We start from the raw sequence: 19,062 nt of genomic DNA, 5'->3' as shown, positions 1-19,062 counted from the left end.
TGTGCTGTCTACCGCCAACATCACCATGCAATTCGGGCCGAAACCCTTGTTCGAGAATATCTCGGTCAAGTTCAGCGAGGGTAACCGCTACGGTCTCATCGGCGCGAACGGCTGCGGCAAGTCGACGTTCATGAAGATTCTCGGCGGCGACCTCGAACAAAGCTCGGGAACGGTCATGCTGGAGCCGAACGTTCGCCTCGGCAAGCTGCGTCAGGACCAATTCGCCTACGAAGACATGCGCGTGCTCGACGTCGTCATGATGGGCCACACCGAGATGTGGTCCGCGATGGCCGAGCGCGACGCGATCTACGCGAACGCCGATGCGACCGACGACGACTACATGCACGCCGCCGAACTCGAGGCGAAGTTCGCCGAGTACGGCGGATACACGGCCGAGGCCCGCGCGGGCGAGTTGCTGCTCGGCATCGGCATCGCCATCGAAGACCACAACGGCCCGATGAGTAACGTCGCCCCGGGCTGGAAGCTGCGCGTGCTGCTTGCGCAGGCGCTGTTCTCGAACCCCGACGTGCTGCTGCTCGACGAGCCGACGAACAATCTCGATATCAACTCGATCCGCTGGCTGGAGAACGTCCTCAACGAGTACAACTCGACGATGATCATCATCTCCCACGACCGGCACTTCCTGAACCAGGTCTGCACGCATATGGCGGACATGGATTACGGCACGCTGAAGATTTACCCCGGCAACTACGACGACTACATGCTCGCGTCGACGCAGGCGCGCGAGCGCCAGAACGCGGCCAATGCGAAGGCGAAAGAGCGCATCTCGGATCTGCAGGACTTCGTGCGCCGCTTCTCGGCGAACAAGTCGAAGGCCCGTCAGGCGACGAGCCGCCTCAAGCAGATCGACAAGATCAAGATCGAGGAATTCAAGCCGTCCTCGCGTCAAAACCCGTTCATCCGCTTCGAGTACGAAAAGAAGCTGCACAACATCGCCGTGGTGGCCACACGTATCACGAAGCGCTACGAGCGCACGATTTTCGAGAACTTCGATCTGAGCGTGCAGCCGGGCGAACGGATCGCGATCATCGGTGAGAATGGCGCGGGCAAGACGACGCTGCTGCGCTCGCTGCAGGGTAACCTGATGCTCGACGGCGGCTCGATCAAGTGGGCCGAGAACGCGAACGTTGGCTACATGCCCCAGGACACATACGAAGAGTTCCCCAACGACGCCACGCTGACCGACTGGATCGACACTTATCGCAAGGAAGGCGACGACGATCAGATGGTGCGCGGCACGCTGGGGCGGTTGCTCTTCAACGCCGACGACATCAAGAAATCGGTCAAGGTGCTCTCCGGCGGCGAGAAGGGCCGCATGATCTGGGGCAAGCTCATGCTGGGCCGTCACAACGTGCTGCTGATGGATGAGCCGACGAACCACATGGATATGGAGTCGATCGAGTCGCTGCAGATCGCGCTCGACAAGTACGAAGGCACGCTCATTTTCGTGTCGCACGATCGCGAGTTCGTGAGCGGCTTGGCGAACCGGATCATCGAGGTGCGCACGGACGGCACGCTGTACGACTTCGGCGGCAACTACGAGGAGTTCCTCGCGAGCCAGGGCGTGCAGTGACGCACCGGACGCGATTGTCGGCGTCGACCGACGATCGATCCATCCGAGGGCAATCTGAACGCCGGCATCGCCCGGCGTTTTTTATGCGTGTTTATGCGCGGCGCTTGCTCCGGCTCACAGTTTGTCGTGCTGGAACCGCATCGCCGTGCCTTCGCGCTCGATGCGCTCCCATACGATGCGTTTCTCGGCGTCGTTCATGAAGACCCAATTCGAGACTTCGATGGCCGTGCGGCCGCATCCTTTGCAGACGTCGTCGAACAGCGTCGAGCAGACGCCGATGCAGGGGCTGTCGGGCAGCGCGTGGAGGTTGGAAGCCATCTAAAGCGGTCTCGAATACGGGGGCTGCCCGTATGGTAGCCGACGCCGCGCGCGCTTGGCCAAACCCCTTGCGCGAAGCGGGTCGGCTCATGCTGCGTACCACAGCGCATCTGTAGGCTATCCGAAAGGCTAAAGAGGTTTTTTTCAGGTGGACAAGGGGCTATAACCCGATAAAATTGCGCCCGATTCGCCATTGACGCAGCGGCGGCAAGTGCATAAACGAAGGGGGCGGCTCGGCTGTGCCGTTTGTGCGACAGCCGGTCCGAACGGCGCGCATTTTTATGCCGCGGGCCAATGTTTGATGGTAGCTTTCGATTTTTTCAGAGGAGCCGCGAGCGTGGCGTCGCGGCATGGCGGGGTCGAGGCCGGGCAAACCGGTCCGCATCGGAGAACGGAATGAAGAAACAGGTGATGGGCGGGCTTGCCGCACTCTTTTTGTGCGCGGCGTCGTGGACGGCGTCGGCCAAGGATACGCAACTGAACGTCTATAACTGGTCCGACTACATCGCCAAGGACACCATTCCGAACTTCGAAAAGCAGACGGGCGTCAAGGTCCGCTACGACAATTACGATAGCGACGATACGCTGCAGGCCAAGCTGCTCACCGGTAGTTCGGGCTACGACATCGTCGTGCCGACCAGCAATTACGCGGGCAAGCAGATCGCCGCCGGCATTTTCTCGCCGCTGGACAAGTCGCAGCTTCCGAACCTGAAGTACCTCGATCCGCAACTGATGGCGCTCGTCGCCGGTGCGGATCCGGGCAACAAGTACGTCGTGCCCTGGGCATGGGGCACGACGGGTCTTGGCTACAACGTCACGAAAGTGCAGCAGATCCTCGGCAAGAACGTCCCGCTCGACAACTGGGACATTCTCTTCAAGCCCGAGAACATTTCGAAGTTGAAGGCATGCGGCGTGTCGGTGCTCGACGCGCCCGATCAGGTCTTCGCCGCGGCGCTTCACTACATCGGCAAAGATCCGATGAGCACGAACCCGGCCGATTACCAGGCCGCGCTCGCGATGATGAAGAAGATCCGCCCGTACATCACGCAGTTCAATTCGTCCGGCTACATCAACGACATGGTCGGCGGCGACATCTGCTTCGCCTACGGCTGGTCGGGCGACGTCGTGATCGCCAAGCATCGCGCGCAAGAAGCGAAGAAGCCTTTCAAGATCGAGTACTACATTCCGAAGGGCGGCGCGCCCGTATGGTTCGACGTGATGGCGATTCCGAAGGACGCTCCGCACGCGAGCGCCGCGCTCCAGTGGATCAACTACATCGAAACACCGCAGGTCAACGCCGCGATCACCGATGCCGTCTACTATCCGACGGCCAACGCCGCGGCGAAGAAGTTCGTCGATCCCAAGATCGCGAACGATCCGGCCGTCTATCCGCCGGAGAACGTCGTCAAGACACTGTTCCTCTTGAAGCCGCTGCCGCCTGAAATTCAGCGCTTGCAAACGCGGCTCTGGACCGAGTTCAAGACGGGACGGTAATCCCATTGCCCCTGGCGGCATGCAGTCATGAAGCCCCCGGCGCCATCGCCGGGGGCTTTGTACGTCAAACGAGTGGAGTCAAGTAGCAAATCATGAGCGATCAGTCGAGCTCGCAGCCGCCAGCCGGCGCGCGCCCCGCAGGTTCAACGTCGGCCGACCAAGCATCGGTCGACAACTTTGTGCAGATCGTCGACGTCGTCAAGAAGTTCGGGGAAACGGCAGCGGTCAAGAACGTCAGTTTGTCGGTGGCAAAAGGGGAGTTGTTCGCCCTGCTCGGCAGTTCCGGTTGCGGCAAGTCGACGCTGCTCCGGATGCTCGCGGGGCTTGAATCGGTTTCCGCGGGCAAGATCCTGATCGACGGGGAGGATCTTGCGCTGATGCCCCCGTACCGGCGCCCGGTCAATATGATGTTCCAGTCGTACGCGCTGTTTCCGCACATGACCGTCGAGGCGAACATTGCGTTTGGGCTGAAGCAGGAAGGCGTGCCCAAGGCCGAGCTCAAGGCGCGCGTGCACGATACGCTCGAGCTCGTACAGATGGGCCGCTTCGCGAAGCGCAAGCCGCACCAGCTCTCGGGCGGCCAGCAACAGCGCGTCGCGCTGGCGCGCTCGCTCGTGAAGCGCCCGAAGCTGCTGCTGCTCGACGAGCCGATGTCCGCGCTCGACAAGCAGATCCGGCAGCGCACGCAGATCGAGCTCGTCAACATTCTCGATCGCGTCGGCGTGACGTGCATCATGGTCACGCACGATCAGGAAGAAGCGATGACCATGGCCGATCGTCTGGCCGTGATGAGCGAAGGCGAGATCGTCCAGCTCGGCACGCCGCACGAAGTGTACGAATACCCGAACTCGCGCTTCTCGGCCGAGTTCATCGGCTCGACGAATCTGTTCGATGGGCACGTGGTGGAGGACGAGCCCGATCACGTGTTCGTCGAAACCACCGAGCTGCCTTGCCGTCTCTACGTCAATCACGGCATCACGGGCCCGCTCGGCATGCCGGTGACGATTTCGGTTCGCCCCGAGCGAATCGCGCTGACGCGCAAGCCGCCCGAAGGCGCCTATAACTGGGGGCGCGGCACGGTGGCGAATATCGCCTATATGGGCGGCTACTCGCTCTACCACGTCAAGCTCGATTCGGGTAAGACGGTGGTGGCGAACGTGTCGAGCCTCGCGCTCACGGAAATCGAATCGCCGACATGGGGCGACGAGATCTATGTGCGCTGGAGCGCATCGGCCGGCGTGGTGTTGACGGCATGAAATCTTTTCTGCTCTCGCTCGCTATGTGGCCCGCGCGGCGGTTCAGACTGACCGGCGGTACGGCCGTCGTGGCCGGGCCGTTCATTTGGCTGCTGATGTTCTTCTTCGTGCCGTTTCTGCTGGTCTTGAAGATCAGCTTCGCGGAGTTGCAGCTCGGCATTCCGCCGTACACCGAACTCGTCGCCTTCAAAGACGGCGTCATACAGCTCTCGCTGAACGTCGCGCACTACGCGTTCCTGTTCACGGATAGTCTTTATTTCGCCACGTACGTCAACTCCGTGCTCGTGGCGGCCGTCACCACGCTGCTCTGTTTGCTGCTCGGCTATCCGATGGCTTACTACATTGCGCGTGCGAATCCGAACTCGCGCAACATGTTGATGATGGCCGTGATGTTGCCGTTCTGGACGTCGTTTCTGATTCGCGTGTATGCGTGGATCGGTATCTTGAAGAACAACGGTCTGCTCAATAACTTCCTGATGACGATCGGGCTCATTCATACGCCGATCGAACTGTATCGAACGAATACGGCCGTCTATATCGGAATGGTTTACTCGTACCTGCCGTTTCTCGTCATGCCGCTTTACGCACACCTCGTGAAGATGGATTTGACGCTGCTCGAAGCGGCGTACGATCTTGGCGCGAAACCGTGGAAGGCGTTCGTGCAAATCACGTTGCCGCTCTCGAAAAACGGCATTATCGCCGGCTGTCTGCTCGTATTCATTCCGGCGGTGGGGGAGTACGTGATTCCCGAGTTGCTAGGCGGCGCCAATACGTTGATGATCGGACGCGTCATGTGGAACGAGTTCTTCAATAACGCCGACTGGCCCATGGCGTCCGCGGTCACTTGCGCAATGGTCTTGCTGCTGCTCGTGCCGATGGCGATGTTCCAGCACTTTCAGGCTAAACAACTCGAAGCGCGGCGATGATCAAACCGAACCGTACTTTGCAAGTGACGGCGCTTGGCGTCGGCTTCGCGTTTCTCTACATTCCGATCCTGAGCCTCGTCGTCTATTCGTTCAACGAGTCGCAGCTCGTGACGGTTTGGACGCATTTTTCCACGCGCTGGTACGAGGCGCTTGCGCAGGACGACGAGCTCATCACGGCGTTTTGGCTGTCGCTGCGCATCGCGTTGTTGACGGCATTTGCCTCGGTATTCATCGGTACGTGGGCCGGGTTCGTCCTCGCGCGGATGGGGCGCTTTCGAGGCGCCACGCTCTTTAGCGGGATGATCAATGCGCCGCTCGTCATCCCGGAAGTGATTCAGGGCATCTCGCTGCTGCTGCTGTTCATCGAGATGGGCAAGTGGCTCGGCTGGCCTGAGCGGCGCGGGCTCGTGACGATATGGATCGGGCACGTCATGCTCTGCATGTCGTATGTCGCCATCATCGTGCAGTCGCGCGTGCGCGAACTCAATCCGTCGCTGGAGGAAGCGGCGCTCGATCTCGGTGCGACGCCGTTCAAAGTATTCTTCGCGATCACGCTGCCGTTGATTTCGCAAGCGTTGATGGCGGGGTGGTTGTTGTCGTTCACGCTGTCGATCGACGATCTCGTGCTGTCGGCGTTCCTCTCGGGACCGGGGTCGACTACGCTGCCGCTCGTGGTGTTTTCGCGGGTGCGGCTCGGGCTGAATCCGGAAATGAATGCGCTTGCGACGTTGTTTATCGGCGTCGTGACGGTCGGCGTGATCGGGATCAATTACTTCATGTTGCGGGCCGAGAAGCGGAGGTTGGCGGGGGCGGTGTGATGCGCTGCGCCGCACGGCCTTGCGTTCAAGGATTCCGTTGCGGGCCTTCCTCCGGCGTGAGCGGGCCCGACGTGTCCGGTGGTTTTGGCTTTTTCGTGTACTCCGCCGCAAGACCGAATACGGTGCCGGCCAGCGCCAACCAACTCGAAATTCGCCCGAACCAGTTCGCGGCCTCATCGTTGCCGTTAATCGCTTCGTGGGCAGCATACCACCCGAAATAGGCGGAGCCGAGCGTCGCGCTGCTGCGAACCGCCAGCATGGCGCGATGAGCGGACGGTAACGCCCGGCCGGCCAAGGCAGACCCCAAGTCGGGTACCGCGCTTAGGGCTGTGCCGATGGCGCCCAGCTTGGAAATGTAGTTGGGGTCTTGGTTGGATTCGAATGCGGTCGACGCGGCCATGACACCGCTTGTGATACCCGCGCCCACCCCGATGCGTCCGAGAAAACTCTGTGCGGCGCCCTCAGCCAGCGCTCGCTCGCTGCTGACCAGATAGGCTGGTCCGACCATGTAATTCGCGGCGCGCGCGATTGCGCCAAGCGGCAGTGTCATAGCGGCCACAGCGCTGCTCGACGCCACAGATTCGGCGATCAACGCCCAGGGTGCTTCATTCCCAACGGCGAATTGATCCTTCAATCTGGACCACGAGCCCATCGTCGGTCGAGGCCGTCGTCGAGCATTCCCTCCGTGCGCCTCGTGATATGCGGTCGGTTCGATTGCGTTCGGTGGCGGGGACGGTGGCGGACATGTCGGATAGCGGGGCGGTAACTTGCGTAGACGTAGCTCGTTTAACCGCGGCTCGAGCCCCGGATCGGAATGTGGCGAGAGAAGTTCAGGGTGGAAATCGCTGTCGCTCCCGCTCCCACTGTGCAGACTTTGGGTGGCTCTTGCCGCGATTTTTCGAGCCTGCCGTTTCTGTTTTTTTCCGACGTGCTCGTGATGTTTGGGCATCGCTTGTCCCGGCTTGATGCGAGTCGGCGATAAGTGTCGACGTCGCAACGATTGTAGGATTCGGGCCAGGGGAGTGCATCAACAACGTCCCACATTCCGGAACTCGAAGGCTTATTCAGGCGTGGTCCCCATCGTTTGGAACAACAACGCCGTATCCGAAAGACGTTGCCCCACGGCGCGGATGCTGGCCAATTGCGCGTTCCGATACTGCTGCTCGCTGGTTCGGACTTCGGCGTCCGCCACTGCGCCGAGGCGCCCCCTTGCCGCCGTCTCGTCGAACGCCTGATGAGCGGCATCGCTTTGTCGCTGTGCCGCGTCCGCGGCCTGCGCGTCGTGTTCGAGCGCCGCCAGCGTATCGGCGACATTCGCGAACGCCGATAGCACCGTTGCCTTGTATTGATCGGCAGCCGCTTCATAGAGATCGATCGCGGCACGGCGCTGCGCGAACAACGCACCGCCGTGAAAGAGCGGCTGCGTCAGCGATCCGCCCATGCTCCACAGCGCGCCGGCGCCCGAGAGCGCTGTCGGCCAACTGAAGCCGCCTTGTCCCATCGACGCAGTCAGCGACAAGCTTGGGAACAGACGCGCCGTCGCCACGCCCACGTCGGCCGCGGCCGCTTTGAGCGACGCTTCGGCTGCCGCGATGTCGGGGCGCGTGTGCAATAGCGTCGTCGGCACGAGCACCGGCACATGCTCCGGCAGCGTGAGGCCTGCAAGCGTCGGCAGAACCGGGACGGCGTCGGGCGTGTGGCCGATGAGTACCGCCAAAGCATGACGCGCGGCTTGGCGCTGTTGCAGCAACGAGGGCAGGCTTGCTTCGAGTTCGGCCGCATTTTGCTGCGACGCCAGCACCTGCGCGTGGGGGACCGCGCCTAGCGCGAAACGCCGCGCGTCTTCTTGCGCCGTTTGTTGTGCGAGGACGATCAGCCGCTGCGTCGAGGTAACTTCGTTATCGAGCATCGCGGCGGTGATCGCCGTCGTCACGATATTCGCGGCCAACGCTCGCCGTGCCGCATCGAGTTCGAACGCTTGCACGTTCACACGCTCATGGAGCGCTGTGTTTGCATAGCGAACCGCGCCGAACAAGTCGAACGTGTACGACGCTTGAAGCTGACCCACGAAGACGTTGTAGCGCACCGTCTGCGGCCCAGCCTCGGGAATGCCCAAGGCGCGCTCGCGCGTCGCTTGTCCGCCGGCATCGACGGACGGCAGTAGCGACGATCCGATCTGTGCACGCAACTGCTCGTGGGCGCCGACGAGCGTTTTCTCGGTGGCGGCGAGTGTCGGGCTGTTCTTGAGCCCTTCGTCGACGAGCGCGTCGAGTTCAGGCGAGCGATAGAGGCGCCACCATTGCGGCACCGGCTGAGCGCCGACGTCGAAATGCTGGGCGACACCGTTGGCCGTGGCCGTTTGCCCGGGCAGCGCAGCTTGCCCGTAATGCGCGGGCGAGGGCATCGTTGGCGGTGCGCCGTTCGGCCCGAGCGCGCAGGCGGCGACAAGCAGCGTCGCGCCAAGCGAGAGCGCGAGCGCGCGGCGTTCGTGAGTGATGCGCAAGACGTTCATGGTCAATTCCCCGTATGCGCTTGCATGCCCGAGGCGTCCGCGGGCGGGTCGCGTTCGTCGCGCCGTACTCTGAACGACATCGCATAGAGCGCGGGCAGATAGAAGAGCGTCAACACGGTGGCGCTCGTAATTCCGCCCATCAGGGCCGTTGCCATTGGCCCGAAGAAGTTCGAACGCAGCAGCGGAATCAGCGCGAGCACGGCCGCGGCCGCGGTCAGGGTGATGGGCCGGAACCTGCGCACCGTCGCGCCGACGATCGCGTCGAATCGGCGGTGGCCAGCCGCGATGTCCTGCTCGATCTGATCGACGAGAATCACCGAGTTGCGCATGATGATGCCGAACATCGCGATCACGCCGAGCATGGCCACGAAGCCGAAGGGCTTGCCGAACACGAGCAGCGTCGCGACGACGCCGATCAGCCCGAGCGGCGCTGTCAACACGACCATCAGCACGCGCGCGAAACTTTGCAATTGGATCATCAGCAGGGTCAGCACGGCGATCGCCATCAGCGGAATCTGCGCATTGATCGAGCTCTGGCCTTTCGCGCTTTCCTCCACCGAGCCGCCCACCTCGATCCGATAGCCCAGCGGAAGCGTGGCGCGCACGCTCGTGAGCGCACGATCGAGATCGTGGGTGACGTCGATGCCTTGCGCGTTGCCGCGCACGTCGGCTTGGACGGTGATCGTCGGTTGCCGGTCGCGCTCCCAGATCACGCCGTATTCGAGCGTGTTGCGCATGTGTCCGAGCGAGCCGAGCGGCACGGGACCGTTCGGCGTCGGCATGGCCAGGCCCAGTAACCGTGCCGGATCGACGCGCTCGCGCTCGGGCGCGCGCAGATCGACGCTGATGAGCTTGTCGCGCTCGCGGAACTGCGTGACCGTATATCCCGAGAGCGTCATGGCGAGGAAATTCGATACGTCCTCGGAGGTCACGCCCAGTTGGCGGGCCTTGTTTTGATCGACCTCGAACGTCATGGAGCGCTCGGCCGGCTCGTCCCAGTCGAATTGCACGCCGCGCGTACGTGCATCGGCACGCATCGTGGCGGCGACTTTTTCGGAGATGGCGCGCACCGTGGCGATATCGTCGCCGCTCACGCGAAATTGCACGGGATAGCCGACGGGCGGACCGTTTTCGAGTCGCGAAATCCGCGTGCGGACCGCTGAAAAGTCGTTTTCGAGCCGTTTATCGAGCCAGCCCGCGAGCTTGTCGCGTTCTTCGACCGATTTCGCCGTGATGACGAACTGCGCGAAGTTCGGCTGCTGCAGTTGCTGATCGAGCGGCAGATAAAAGCGTGGCGCGCCCGTGCCGACGTAGTCGACGAAGTGGTCGATCTCGGGGCGGCCGTCGAGCGTTTGCTCGAGCCGTTTTGCTTGCCTGAGCGTTGCCTCGAACGACGCGCCTTCGGGCAGCCGCAGGTCGACGAGCAACTCCGGCCGGTCCGAGCTCGGAAAGAACTGCTGCGGCACGAGCGAGAACGCGGCGAGCGCGGCGACGAACAGCGCGGCGGTGATGCCGAGTACGATGAAGCGGCGCTCGACGCACCAACTGATCCAGCCGCCCAGCCGTCGATAAAAGCGCGTGTCGTAGATGTCGTGTTCGTGATCATGCGCCTCGTCGTGCGCACGCTTGCGCTCCGGCAGAAGGTGGTAGCCGAGCAGAGGAATCAGCACGACGGCCGCGAACCACGAAGCGATGAGCGCGATGGCCGATACTTCGAAGATCGAGCGCGTGTATTCGCCCGTGCTCGACTTGGCGAGCGCGATCGGCAGGAAGCCCGACACGGTGACGAGCGTGCCCGTGAGCATCGGGAATGCCGTGCTCGTATAAGCGAATGCCGCGGCGCGCGTGCGCTTCCAACCCTGTTCGAGCTTTACGGCCATCATTTCGACGGCGATGATCGCGTCGTCGACGAGCAGCCCCAACGCGAGCACGAGTGTGCCGAGCGACACCTTGTGCAGGCCGATGTCGAACAGGTACATCACGAGCGCGGTCACGGCGAGCACGATCGGGATCGAGATGACGACCACCATCCCCGTGCGCAGCCCGAGCGAGATGAGGCTGACGATCAGCACGATTGCGATGGCTTCGCCGACGGCTTCGAGAAAATCGTCGACCGAGTGCGACACCGCGTGCGGCATGCTCGAAACTTCTTCGAGCACGAGCCCTGCGGGAAGATGCGCGCGCAGTTGCGCCGCCGTGGCATCGAGCGCTTTGCCCAGGCGAATGACGTCGCCGCCCGGCTGCATCGTCACGCCGATGCCGAGGACGGCATGGCCGTGATCGCGCATCTGCGTGACGAGCGGGTCGTCGTAACCGCGCTTGATCGTGGCGATGTCGCCGAGCCGCACGCTACGCTTGCCGATCGGAATCAGCGTGTCCGCCAGCGCGTGCACGTCGGAGAACTGGCCGCTCGGATGAATGAACACGCGATCGTCGAAGGTCGTGACGGTGCCCGACGAGGCAACGGCGTTTTGCGATGCGATCGCTTGAGCCAACTGCTGCGGCGAGATGTTCAGGCGCGTGAGCTGCGCGTTCGTGATCTCGACGTAAATGTGCTGGTCGGGATCGCCGAAGTAGTCGACCTTGGCGACGCCGGGCACGCGCAAGAGCACCGTGCGCAGTTCGTCGGCATAGTCGTGAAGCTGGGCCGGGGAAAAGCCGTCGCCCGCGAGCGTGTAGATGTTGGTGTAGACGTCGCCGAACTCGTCGTTGAAGAACGGGCCGGCCACGCCGGGCGGCAGCGTCGCCGCGATATCGCCGACCTTCTTGCGGACCTGATACCAAGTCTGCGGCACGTCCTTGACGGGCGCCGAATCCTTCATCGAGAAGAAGATCATCGATTCGCCCGGACGCGAATAGCTGCGCTGGAAATCGATGTACGGCGTTTCCTGTAGCTTGCGCTCGATGCGATCGGTGACCTGTTCCTGCACCTGCCGGGCGGTCGCGCCTGGCCAAAGCGTGCGGATCACCATCACCCGGAACGTGAACGGAGGATCCTCGGATTGCGCGAGACGCGTATAGGCGAGGATGCCCGCGAGCGTTGCCAGCGCGATCAAGAAGACGACGAGCGCCTGGTGCCGCAGCGCCCAGGCCGACAGGTTGAAGCGCCCCTCGTCGTGCGCGTTCGTGAGCGCGGGCTGGCTCGTGGAGGCGTTGGTCGGCATCGACGCGGCGGGAGCACCCGGCAACGCAGCCGAATCGCGGTGATCTGCGCCGCTCATGATGCGAAGTCCTCGGGATGCAGCGGCGGCACGACGCGGACGTGCTCGCCGGCGCTGACCGTGTGCACGCCTTGGTAGACGACGCGATCGCCGTCCTGCAAGCCCTGCGTCACGGAGAACGTGCGCTCGTCATAGCGCCCGACGGCCACGCGCCGCAGCTCGAGCGTGTCGGTACCCGCGTGAACGACCCAAACGGCGGGCGAATCGCCGTCGTGAAACAGCGCCGTTACGGGGAGCGTGAACGGATGCTGACCTGCCTGCGCTTGGGCCTGCACCGATGCGAAGGCAATTTGCGCCGTCATGCCGAGGCGCACGGATGCCTTGGACGTATCGGGTACAGCGAGCGTCAGCTTCACGCGATACGTGCGGCTTTGCGGATCGGCGGCCGGCGAGATCTCGCGCACGCGGGCCGTGAATCGCTTGCCGGGCAGGGCGGGCAGCGTCACGTCGGCAACGCTGCCGACGGTCAGCGCGGCGAGAGCGCTTTCGGGTGCGTCGCAGACGACGTCGACATCTCCCGACCACGCCAGGCCGTACACAGCCTGACCGGCGGTGACGTTTTGTCCGGTATCGGCTTGTTCGGCTGTGATGACGCCGGCGTGGTCGGCGACGAGCGCCGCGTAGGAGAGTTGATTGCGCGCCAGCGCGAATTGCGCCTGCACGGCGTCGCGCTGGCCGGCGGCCGACGTGTAGGCATCCTGCGTTTGCTCGAGTTGCGCAGGCGCGATCAGCTTTTCGCTCGCTTGTGCACTGTCGCGGTCGAGTTGCTGCTTCGCGTAGACGAGCTTATGTTGCGCGGCGTCCAGTTGAGCTTGGGCGTTGGCCAGGTTCTTTTGCAAGTCGGCTGGATCGAGACGGGCGACCACTTGCCCGGCTTTGACGACGTCGCCGAGCCGGACGTCGCGCTCGACGATGTTGCCGCCGACTCTGAACGAGAGCGGCGTGTTGTAGCGCGCTTCGACGTCGCCCGGCAGGGTGGCCTCGGGCGGCACGCCGTCGGGATGAACGGCGACGGCGACGACCGGGCTCGGCGCCAACGCGGCTGGGGGGCGCCCGTGGCAGCCTGCGAGTGCGAGGATGCCGCAGATGGCCGCGACAACGCCGTAGCGGCTAACCGGGGACCGGGAGACAAGGAAGGAGAAGCCTTTGAACTGCGCGCGCGCCTCGGATGGCGCGTCAAGACCGGCACGAATCACAATGACCCCAAGCGGAAGAGGGACGGCGAAGCACGCAAGCGTCGGAGGCTTGCAGGGCGAGGCGTGCGGCGTACCCTGCCAGCGCCGCCACGCCTCGTTTCGTACTACAGGGGCGGATTCTAATACAGGTGTGTATTTGGATGCAAAGTCGGATAAAATTGAACGACAGTGCTAAACTTCCTCAAATGAAACGCAAACGCTTAACCCGCGAAGAGAGCAAGGAGCAGACGCGTCTGCGTCTGCTCGATGCCGCGCAAACGATTTTCATGAAAAAGGGCTTCGTGGCCGCGAGCGTCGAAGACATCGCGGAAGCCGCCGGCTATACGCGGGGGGCGTTCTATTCGAATTTCCGGAGCAAATCGGAACTGCTGATGGAGCTGTTGCGGGGCGACCATGATCGGATGCAGGCGGAGTTGCATGCGATCATCGCCAATGTGGCCACGCGCGAGGAGATAGAGCTACGCGCACTCAAGCTCTACAGCCAGTTTTTCCGCGAGGACGACTGTTTCCCGCTGTGGGCCGAGGCGAAGCTGCTCGCTTCGCGCGACGCGAAGTTCCGCGCGCGCTTCAATGCGTTTTCGCACGAGAAATGCGAGTTTCTCACCGGTTATATCCGCATGTTTTCGGAGCGTGTCGGCACGCCGCTGCAGTTGCCCGCGGAAATCCTGGCGCTCGGACTCATCAGCCTATGCGAGGGCGTGCAAGCCATGCGCATGTGCGACCCGCAGCACGTCACCGACGATCTGACGGAAGCCGTGCTTGCGGGCTTCTTCGCGAAAGTGGTTTTCGGCGGCGAAGCGGGCCGATGATCGTCGCACCCGGCTTCTCGACCTAATCCTCGGCTTAGTCCCTCGGCCGCCGCGCTTACAGCCCGAGGCCCGGGCCGTAATTGCTGCCGATGAGCTGCGTCACCGCATCGACGTCGGCATAGTCCTGTTCGGGTAACCCATCGAGAATCGCGAGCAATGCGTTGCTTGCACCGGCATCGCGCGCCGCGTCGACGATCCGATCCTTGTTGGCCGGATAGCGCACGGCGTGCAGCACGTCCGCGATTTGCAAATCGATCGCTTCCATCGGCACCGCCGACATATCGGGCGCCGTGCGCGGATCCGAACTCGCCGGCATCCCGGCAGTGGCTTGCGTGCGATGCTTGCCGGGCGCGCTCACGTGCGAGCCTGCCGTTCGTGGGCAGCGAAGCGGTTCGCCAGTTCGTGCGGTTTGGGCAGCGTGATGCGAACCCAGCGCCCTTTCGCCGCGGCGGGGTCCGCCGTCACATTGGGCGCGGGCGGCGCGACGGGAGCTGCATTCGCACGGGCCACCGCCAAGGCGGCGCGGGCGGTGGCGCTGTCGAATCTGCCGGTATGAATCGGTGCCGCGAAGCACGAAGCCGAGAGCAATGCCATGGTTGTCAGTGTCGAGACTTTCATCGCTCGACCTCCTTCTCGATAGAGCATGCCGCCGATGCCTTCGGACCTGTCCGTCTAACCCGACGACGCTTGCCGATTCACGTCGCAGCATGCCTCGTGCCTAGGCCGCGCTTGAATCGCGGCCCTAACGCAGCACCTCGAAGCGCGTCCATGGCCACGAGGGCCGGTCGCGCATGTAACCGTTGAGCCAATTCCACTGCGGATGGCGCTTCATGAACGCCTGGGCGTCGAACGGCTTGCCGCACGGGTGGCCCCAACGTGCCCAGAACGCCAGATCGCGCGCCATGTCGCTGTCGACGACCTTGCCGTCGTTTGCTCCCCACGGATTGAACGGGCCCTGATCCGACGCGCCGAAACGGGCGTCGTCGAGCTCCAAATGCCCGCAGATCGTGCGCGAGCACGGGTTGTCGTCGCGGTCCAAATAGACGTCGTGGTGGTCCGCGATCATTTGCTTGGCGAGTTCCAGATCGATCTTGCCGTGGTGCAGTTCCGCCAACTGCATGAAGCGCAGCCGGCGCGCACCGTTTTTGCGCACGTCGGTGTAATCCTCGCCCTCGCCGACGCATTCCTGATTGCGGATCTTCAAATCCGTGGCGGTGTTGTAGCCGCTATAGAACCCGTCTTTCGTGCTTTCGAATCCGGAGTAGTGCAGGCCGAGTTCGTACCGTGCGATTTCGCCCGTCTTGGTGTCGCCCAGCAGCCAACTGTTGGCGTAGCCGCCGTTGTTCGACATCGCGAACATCTCGCACCAGTCGCCGATGCTGTTCGCGTACTGCGTCGCGCGGCGCGAGCGGTAGAACTCCGGCGCGCCGGCGCTGTTGTAGCCGGCGAAGTTCGAGATCGTCGTCTCGGTGATCATGAGTCCTGCCGACGTCAGCCAGAAGTCGGTCAGGCTCGAAATGCAGCCCGGCAGCCCTTGCATCAAGATCCGATGGCCGGAGTCGGGCACGATGTCGAACACGACGTTGAAGGCGTCGCCCGCCGCGTAGCGATCCCAGGAGTTGTGCGCCATCACGATGCGCCCATCTCGTGTCGCGCTGCCCGTCGCGATGAATGCGCTGCAATGATGCCCGCGCCGGCCCGACCAAGGCTTCAAGCCGAGCCGCGGCTCGCGCGCGGCCACTTGCGACGGCCACCAGCTTTGCAGCAGGTCCATATAGCCGTTCCATGCGAGCACTTCGTCGAAACGCAGCTTCGCGCCATCGGCGATGCCCTGGATCTCGTCCGCGAATTCCGTGTCGAGCTTCGGCGCGAACTGCGAAACGGCCGCCTTCGTGAAGGTTTCGAAATCTTCTCCGGTGTCCCAGCGCGCAAGGTACTTCGCGGTATGGATCGCGTTTTTGATTTCAGCGGCGAGTAACTGACCGTGCTGTTCGCCACGATCGTACGGTTCGCCTTCGATATGCACGAAGGTCCAACCCGCGTGGTCGCGACGTACGGCGTCGAGGGACGGTTCGCTCATCTTCGCTCCGGATCGACTGATCGATCGAAAGGGCTGCGCTCGGCGCGCTTGGGTACAGCGCACGGCGGGCTCGGCGGCCTGCTTTTCATTGTAGAAAATATGCGGCGCTTTACCATTGGCGCAAGCGTGGGCCGCTCGCACAAGCGAAGATGTCAGATAGCGGGATTCATCCGACGGTAGGCGTCGAGCAGCGACGTCTTGTACACGGCGCCGACGAGCGTCGGCTGCTCGGCGCTCGCCACGACGGGCAGGCGCTCGCCGCGGAACGCCAAGAAGCGCTGCAAAGCGACGCTGATCGGCATATCGGGCGTGAGGACGGCGAACTCCGGTTGCAGGTAATCGGCGGCGGTGTGCGTCGAGGTATCGCGTTTTTCGAGCAAATCGGACGTGATGTCCTTCAAGGCGACGACGCCCCGGAAAAGCCCGGCCTCGTCGGTGACGTACAGGTACTTCACCGGGTATTCGAGAAATACGCGCGTCATGTCGCGCACGCTGGTGTCGAGACGCACGATCGTGTCGGCCGGCTTGACGAGCTCGCGCACCTGGGCCGCGCGAAGCCGCATTCGCTCTTGCTCGTCGGCATTGCGGCGCAGCGTGATTTCGTACATCGACGTCTTGTTGATCGCGCGCGAGACGAAATAAGCGACGACGCACGACAGCATCAGCGGCAGGACCACCTGATAGCTGAGCGTCATCTCGAAGATCATGAGGATCGCCATCAGCGGCGCTTGGGTGGCGCCGGCCAGGAACGCGCCCATGCCGACCATCGCGTAGGCGAACGCGCCTGACGTGCCATGCGGCCAAAGACCGTGCACGCCCAGGCCGAACAGCGATCCGAGTGTTGCGCCGACGAATAGGGTTGGCGTAAAGACGCCGCCGACGGCGCCTGAGCCGACCGTGGCGGCTGTCGCAATGATCTTGCACACGAGCACGACGACGAGTGCGCTCCAGGTCCACGGCGAGTGCAGGATCGAGTTGACGACGCTGTAGCCGTTGCCCCAGACCTCGGGCACCCAGACGGAAATGATGCCGACGACGAGCCCGCCGAGTGCGAGCCGCACGGGCAAGGGCACCGGCAGCCGCCGAAACCGGGCCCGCGACGACTCGATCAGGTGCAGGAACTGCGGCGCCACGGCGCCGCACAGAAGACCGAGCGCGACGAACAGCAGCACTTCGAGGCCGGCGATCGCGGGGAACACGGGCATCTCATACGGCGGTTTGTAGCCCGAAAATTCGCGCATGACGATGTTGGCCACCACGGACGAGACCAAGAGCGGCCCGAAGTTTTCCATGGCGATCGAGCCGAGCACGATCTCGGTGACGAAGAACGCGCCGGCGATCGGCGCGCTATAGGCCGAGGTGATCCCCGCCGCTGCGCCGCAGGCGACGAGCAGCCGCAGCCGTGGCGGATCGAAATGCACCACGCGGCCGACGATCGAGCCGGCCAGCGCGGCGAGCTGCACCATCGGCCCTTCGCGGCCGATCGACCCGCCAAAGCCGATCGTAAACAGCGACGAGACGCTGCGCCAGGCGCTTTCCCACACCGGCACGACGCCTTCGCCGATCCCGATGGCTTCCATGTAATCGGAACTCGCGTGCTTGTCGGCACGGCGGCGCGCCACGATCAAAAAGCCGCCGGCAAGCAGACCGCCGGCGGCGGGCAGCCAGAACCGGATGGTCCACGGCAGCGTGTGCGCCATGGCGACGAAGCTGCCGCTGTGCCCGGTGAACATCCATTGGAAGGCGTCGATCGCATGCCGGAACGCGACGGTGGCAAACGCGCCGAGCACGCCGACGATAACGGCCCAGACGAGCATCGTATGGGACTCGGACAGGCGAAAGAGCGATTGGGCGCGCGTGCGCAGTCGAAGCAGGAATGAAAGCACGGGAAAGCGTCAGCTCGGGGTTCGATGAACTTGGGACGAGCGCAAGCATAGCATCGGCCCTGGGCTGGCGAACGTCTCCGCTGCACCGGCAATCGGCTTACGTTTGCGTTGGCGTTTGCGTTTGCGTTGGCGTCTTGGCGTATTCACTTCAGTGGGCCGCCGCGTCGAGTTCCGGGTAGTGGCGGAAAATCCCGGTCTCGTTGAAGGGCAGGCGGCGCTCGGACGCCAAATACGCGGCGATGTAGGGGCGTGCTCCAACCGCTTTGCGCAAGGCCGCCAGACGCGGGTAGCGCGAGGCGAAGCGTGCGGTTGCGCGCGGAAACGCGTAATGCAGCCCTTCGATCAACTGGAACATCGATAAATCGACGTAAGTCAGCGAATCGCCGACGAGATGACGGTCGCCGTGCGGGTTTTGCGCCAGCACGCGCTCGAAGTAGCGCATGAACTTCGGCAAGCGGTGCTCGAGGAAATCGGTCGCGCGCGTTTTGGCCGGCACCTTTTGCTCCTCGTAATACTGGCCGCTCGCGATCGGATGATGGGTGTCGTGCACTTCGGTCACCATGTCGGCGATCGTCAGTTGCAAGCCGTGCACGACGTAGCGCAGGTTGGTGTCGGGCGCGAGACCGAGCTTGGGACCGAGGTAGAGCAAGATGTTGGCCGTCTGCGAGACGATCAGATCGCCGTCCTTCAGGAACGGTGGGGCGAACGGGATCATCGGCTCGGTCTTGCTGTTCAGGACGGCCATCATCGCCGCTTGCCGCTCACCTTCGTCTTCATCTTCGCCGCCGCGCCCGATGTCGACATAGGGCGCTTGTGCGTCCTCCAACGCCAGCCGGACGAATTCGCCGCGGCCTTGCAGGCCATCCCAGTAATAGAGTTCGTAAGGCATCTGTATCTCCAAAAAGCGGCGGCGTGCCGCGCCTCAATGATCGCTCGCAGGCAACGAGAGCGA

Annotated in this window: 16 protein-coding genes; 6 read left to right on the top strand and 10 right to left on the bottom strand. The window is 63.3% G+C overall.

Going from position 1 to position 19,062, the window contains the following annotated elements; translation table 11 throughout:
• Position 1 precedes the first annotated feature (1 nt).
• Positions 2–1,594, top strand: coding sequence for an ABC-F family ATPase (locus tag J3485_RS09800; protein WP_206952280.1), 1,593 nt, complete (start codon positions 2–4; stop codon positions 1,592–1,594).
• 114 nt (positions 1,595–1,708) lie between these two features.
• Here J3485_RS09800 and J3485_RS09795 read toward each other — a convergent pair whose 3' ends face one another.
• Positions 1,709–1,912, bottom strand: coding sequence for a DUF1289 domain-containing protein (locus tag J3485_RS09795; RefSeq protein WP_206952279.1), 204 nt, complete (start codon positions 1,910–1,912; stop codon positions 1,709–1,711).
• A 396-nt stretch (positions 1,913–2,308) separates the two neighbouring features.
• Here J3485_RS09795 and J3485_RS09790 point away from each other — a divergent pair, with 396 nt between their 5' ends.
• The 4 genes from J3485_RS09790 (at position 2,309) to J3485_RS09775 (ending at position 6,406) form a co-directional block, all read left to right on the top strand.
• Positions 2,309–3,406 (top strand): polyamine ABC transporter substrate-binding protein, encoded by a 1,098-nt coding sequence (locus J3485_RS09790; protein ID WP_206952278.1) that lies wholly within the window; start codon positions 2,309–2,311, stop codon positions 3,404–3,406.
• A 92-nt stretch (positions 3,407–3,498) separates the two neighbouring features.
• Positions 3,499–4,662, top strand: coding sequence for an ABC transporter ATP-binding protein (locus tag J3485_RS09785; protein ID WP_206952277.1), 1,164 nt, complete (start codon positions 3,499–3,501; stop codon positions 4,660–4,662).
• A complete protein-coding gene (locus J3485_RS09780) occupies positions 4,659–5,588 on the top strand; it encodes an ABC transporter permease subunit (RefSeq protein WP_206952276.1) in 930 nt (309 codons plus the stop codon). Before J3485_RS09785 ends, J3485_RS09780 begins: the two co-directional genes overlap by 4 nt.
• The gene (locus J3485_RS09775) at positions 5,588–6,406 is read left to right on the top strand and encodes an ABC transporter permease subunit (protein ID WP_206955745.1); all 819 of its coding nucleotides are present in this window, start codon (positions 5,588–5,590) and stop codon (positions 6,404–6,406) included. The genes J3485_RS09780 and J3485_RS09775 overlap by 1 nt, the downstream gene beginning before the upstream one ends.
• A gap of 25 nt (positions 6,407–6,431) precedes the next feature.
• On the opposite strand, the gene J3485_RS09770 is transcribed toward J3485_RS09775, so the two are convergent.
• From J3485_RS09770 to J3485_RS09755, 4 genes are all read right to left on the bottom strand, one after another.
• A complete protein-coding gene (locus J3485_RS09770) occupies positions 6,432–6,965 on the bottom strand; it encodes a hypothetical protein (RefSeq protein ID WP_206952275.1) in 534 nt (177 codons plus the stop codon).
• A gap of 501 nt (positions 6,966–7,466) precedes the next feature.
• Positions 7,467–8,918, bottom strand: a complete 1,452-nt coding sequence (locus J3485_RS09765) for an efflux transporter outer membrane subunit (RefSeq protein WP_206952274.1) — start codon at positions 8,916–8,918, stop codon at positions 7,467–7,469.
• A gap of 2 nt (positions 8,919–8,920) precedes the next feature.
• On the bottom strand, positions 8,921–12,082 hold the full coding sequence (locus tag J3485_RS09760; protein ID WP_206955744.1) for an efflux RND transporter permease subunit: 3,162 nt from the start codon (positions 12,080–12,082) through the stop codon (positions 8,921–8,923).
• 53 nt (positions 12,083–12,135) lie between these two features.
• Positions 12,136–13,227 carry an efflux RND transporter periplasmic adaptor subunit gene (locus tag J3485_RS09755; protein ID WP_309477041.1) on the bottom strand — a complete coding sequence of 364 codons (1,092 nt, stop codon included), beginning with the start codon at positions 13,225–13,227 and terminating at the stop codon, positions 12,136–12,138.
• A 293-nt stretch (positions 13,228–13,520) separates the two neighbouring features.
• Here J3485_RS09755 and J3485_RS09750 point away from each other — a divergent pair, with 293 nt between their 5' ends.
• Positions 13,521–14,144 (top strand): TetR/AcrR family transcriptional regulator, encoded by a 624-nt coding sequence (locus J3485_RS09750; RefSeq protein WP_206952273.1) that lies wholly within the window; start codon positions 13,521–13,523, stop codon positions 14,142–14,144.
• 55 nt (positions 14,145–14,199) lie between these two features.
• On the opposite strand, the gene J3485_RS09745 is transcribed toward J3485_RS09750, so the two are convergent.
• The 5 genes from J3485_RS09745 to J3485_RS09725 all read right to left on the bottom strand — a co-directional run bounded on the left by J3485_RS09745 (position 14,200) and on the right by J3485_RS09725 (position 18,999).
• Entirely contained in the window at positions 14,200–14,424 is a 225-nt protein-coding gene (locus J3485_RS09745) for a DUF2795 domain-containing protein (RefSeq protein ID WP_206955742.1), read from the bottom strand.
• 74 nt (positions 14,425–14,498) lie between these two features.
• Complete coding sequence (locus J3485_RS09740; RefSeq protein ID WP_206952272.1) at positions 14,499–14,762, bottom strand: hypothetical protein; 264 nt, start codon at positions 14,760–14,762, stop codon at positions 14,499–14,501.
• Positions 14,763–14,886: 124 nt separating this feature from the next.
• A complete protein-coding gene (locus J3485_RS09735; RefSeq protein WP_206952271.1) occupies positions 14,887–16,224 on the bottom strand; it encodes a C45 family autoproteolytic acyltransferase/hydrolase in 1,338 nt (445 codons plus the stop codon).
• A gap of 152 nt (positions 16,225–16,376) precedes the next feature.
• Positions 16,377–18,110, bottom strand: a complete 1,734-nt coding sequence (locus tag J3485_RS09730; RefSeq protein ID WP_206952270.1) for a ClcB-like voltage-gated chloride channel protein — start codon at positions 18,108–18,110, stop codon at positions 16,377–16,379.
• A gap of 148 nt (positions 18,111–18,258) precedes the next feature.
• Positions 18,259–18,999 carry a glutathione S-transferase gene (locus J3485_RS09725; RefSeq protein ID WP_206952269.1) on the bottom strand — a complete coding sequence of 247 codons (741 nt, stop codon included), beginning with the start codon at positions 18,997–18,999 and terminating at the stop codon, positions 18,259–18,261.
• Positions 19,000–19,062 lie beyond the last annotated feature (63 nt).

The sequence above is a fragment of the Trinickia acidisoli genome (assembly GCF_017315725.1).
GTDB classification, from domain to species: domain Bacteria; phylum Pseudomonadota; class Gammaproteobacteria; order Burkholderiales; family Burkholderiaceae; genus Trinickia; species Trinickia acidisoli.
The sequence above is the reverse complement of the archived record's forward strand: the minus strand, read 5'-3'. Positions and strand labels throughout refer to the sequence as shown.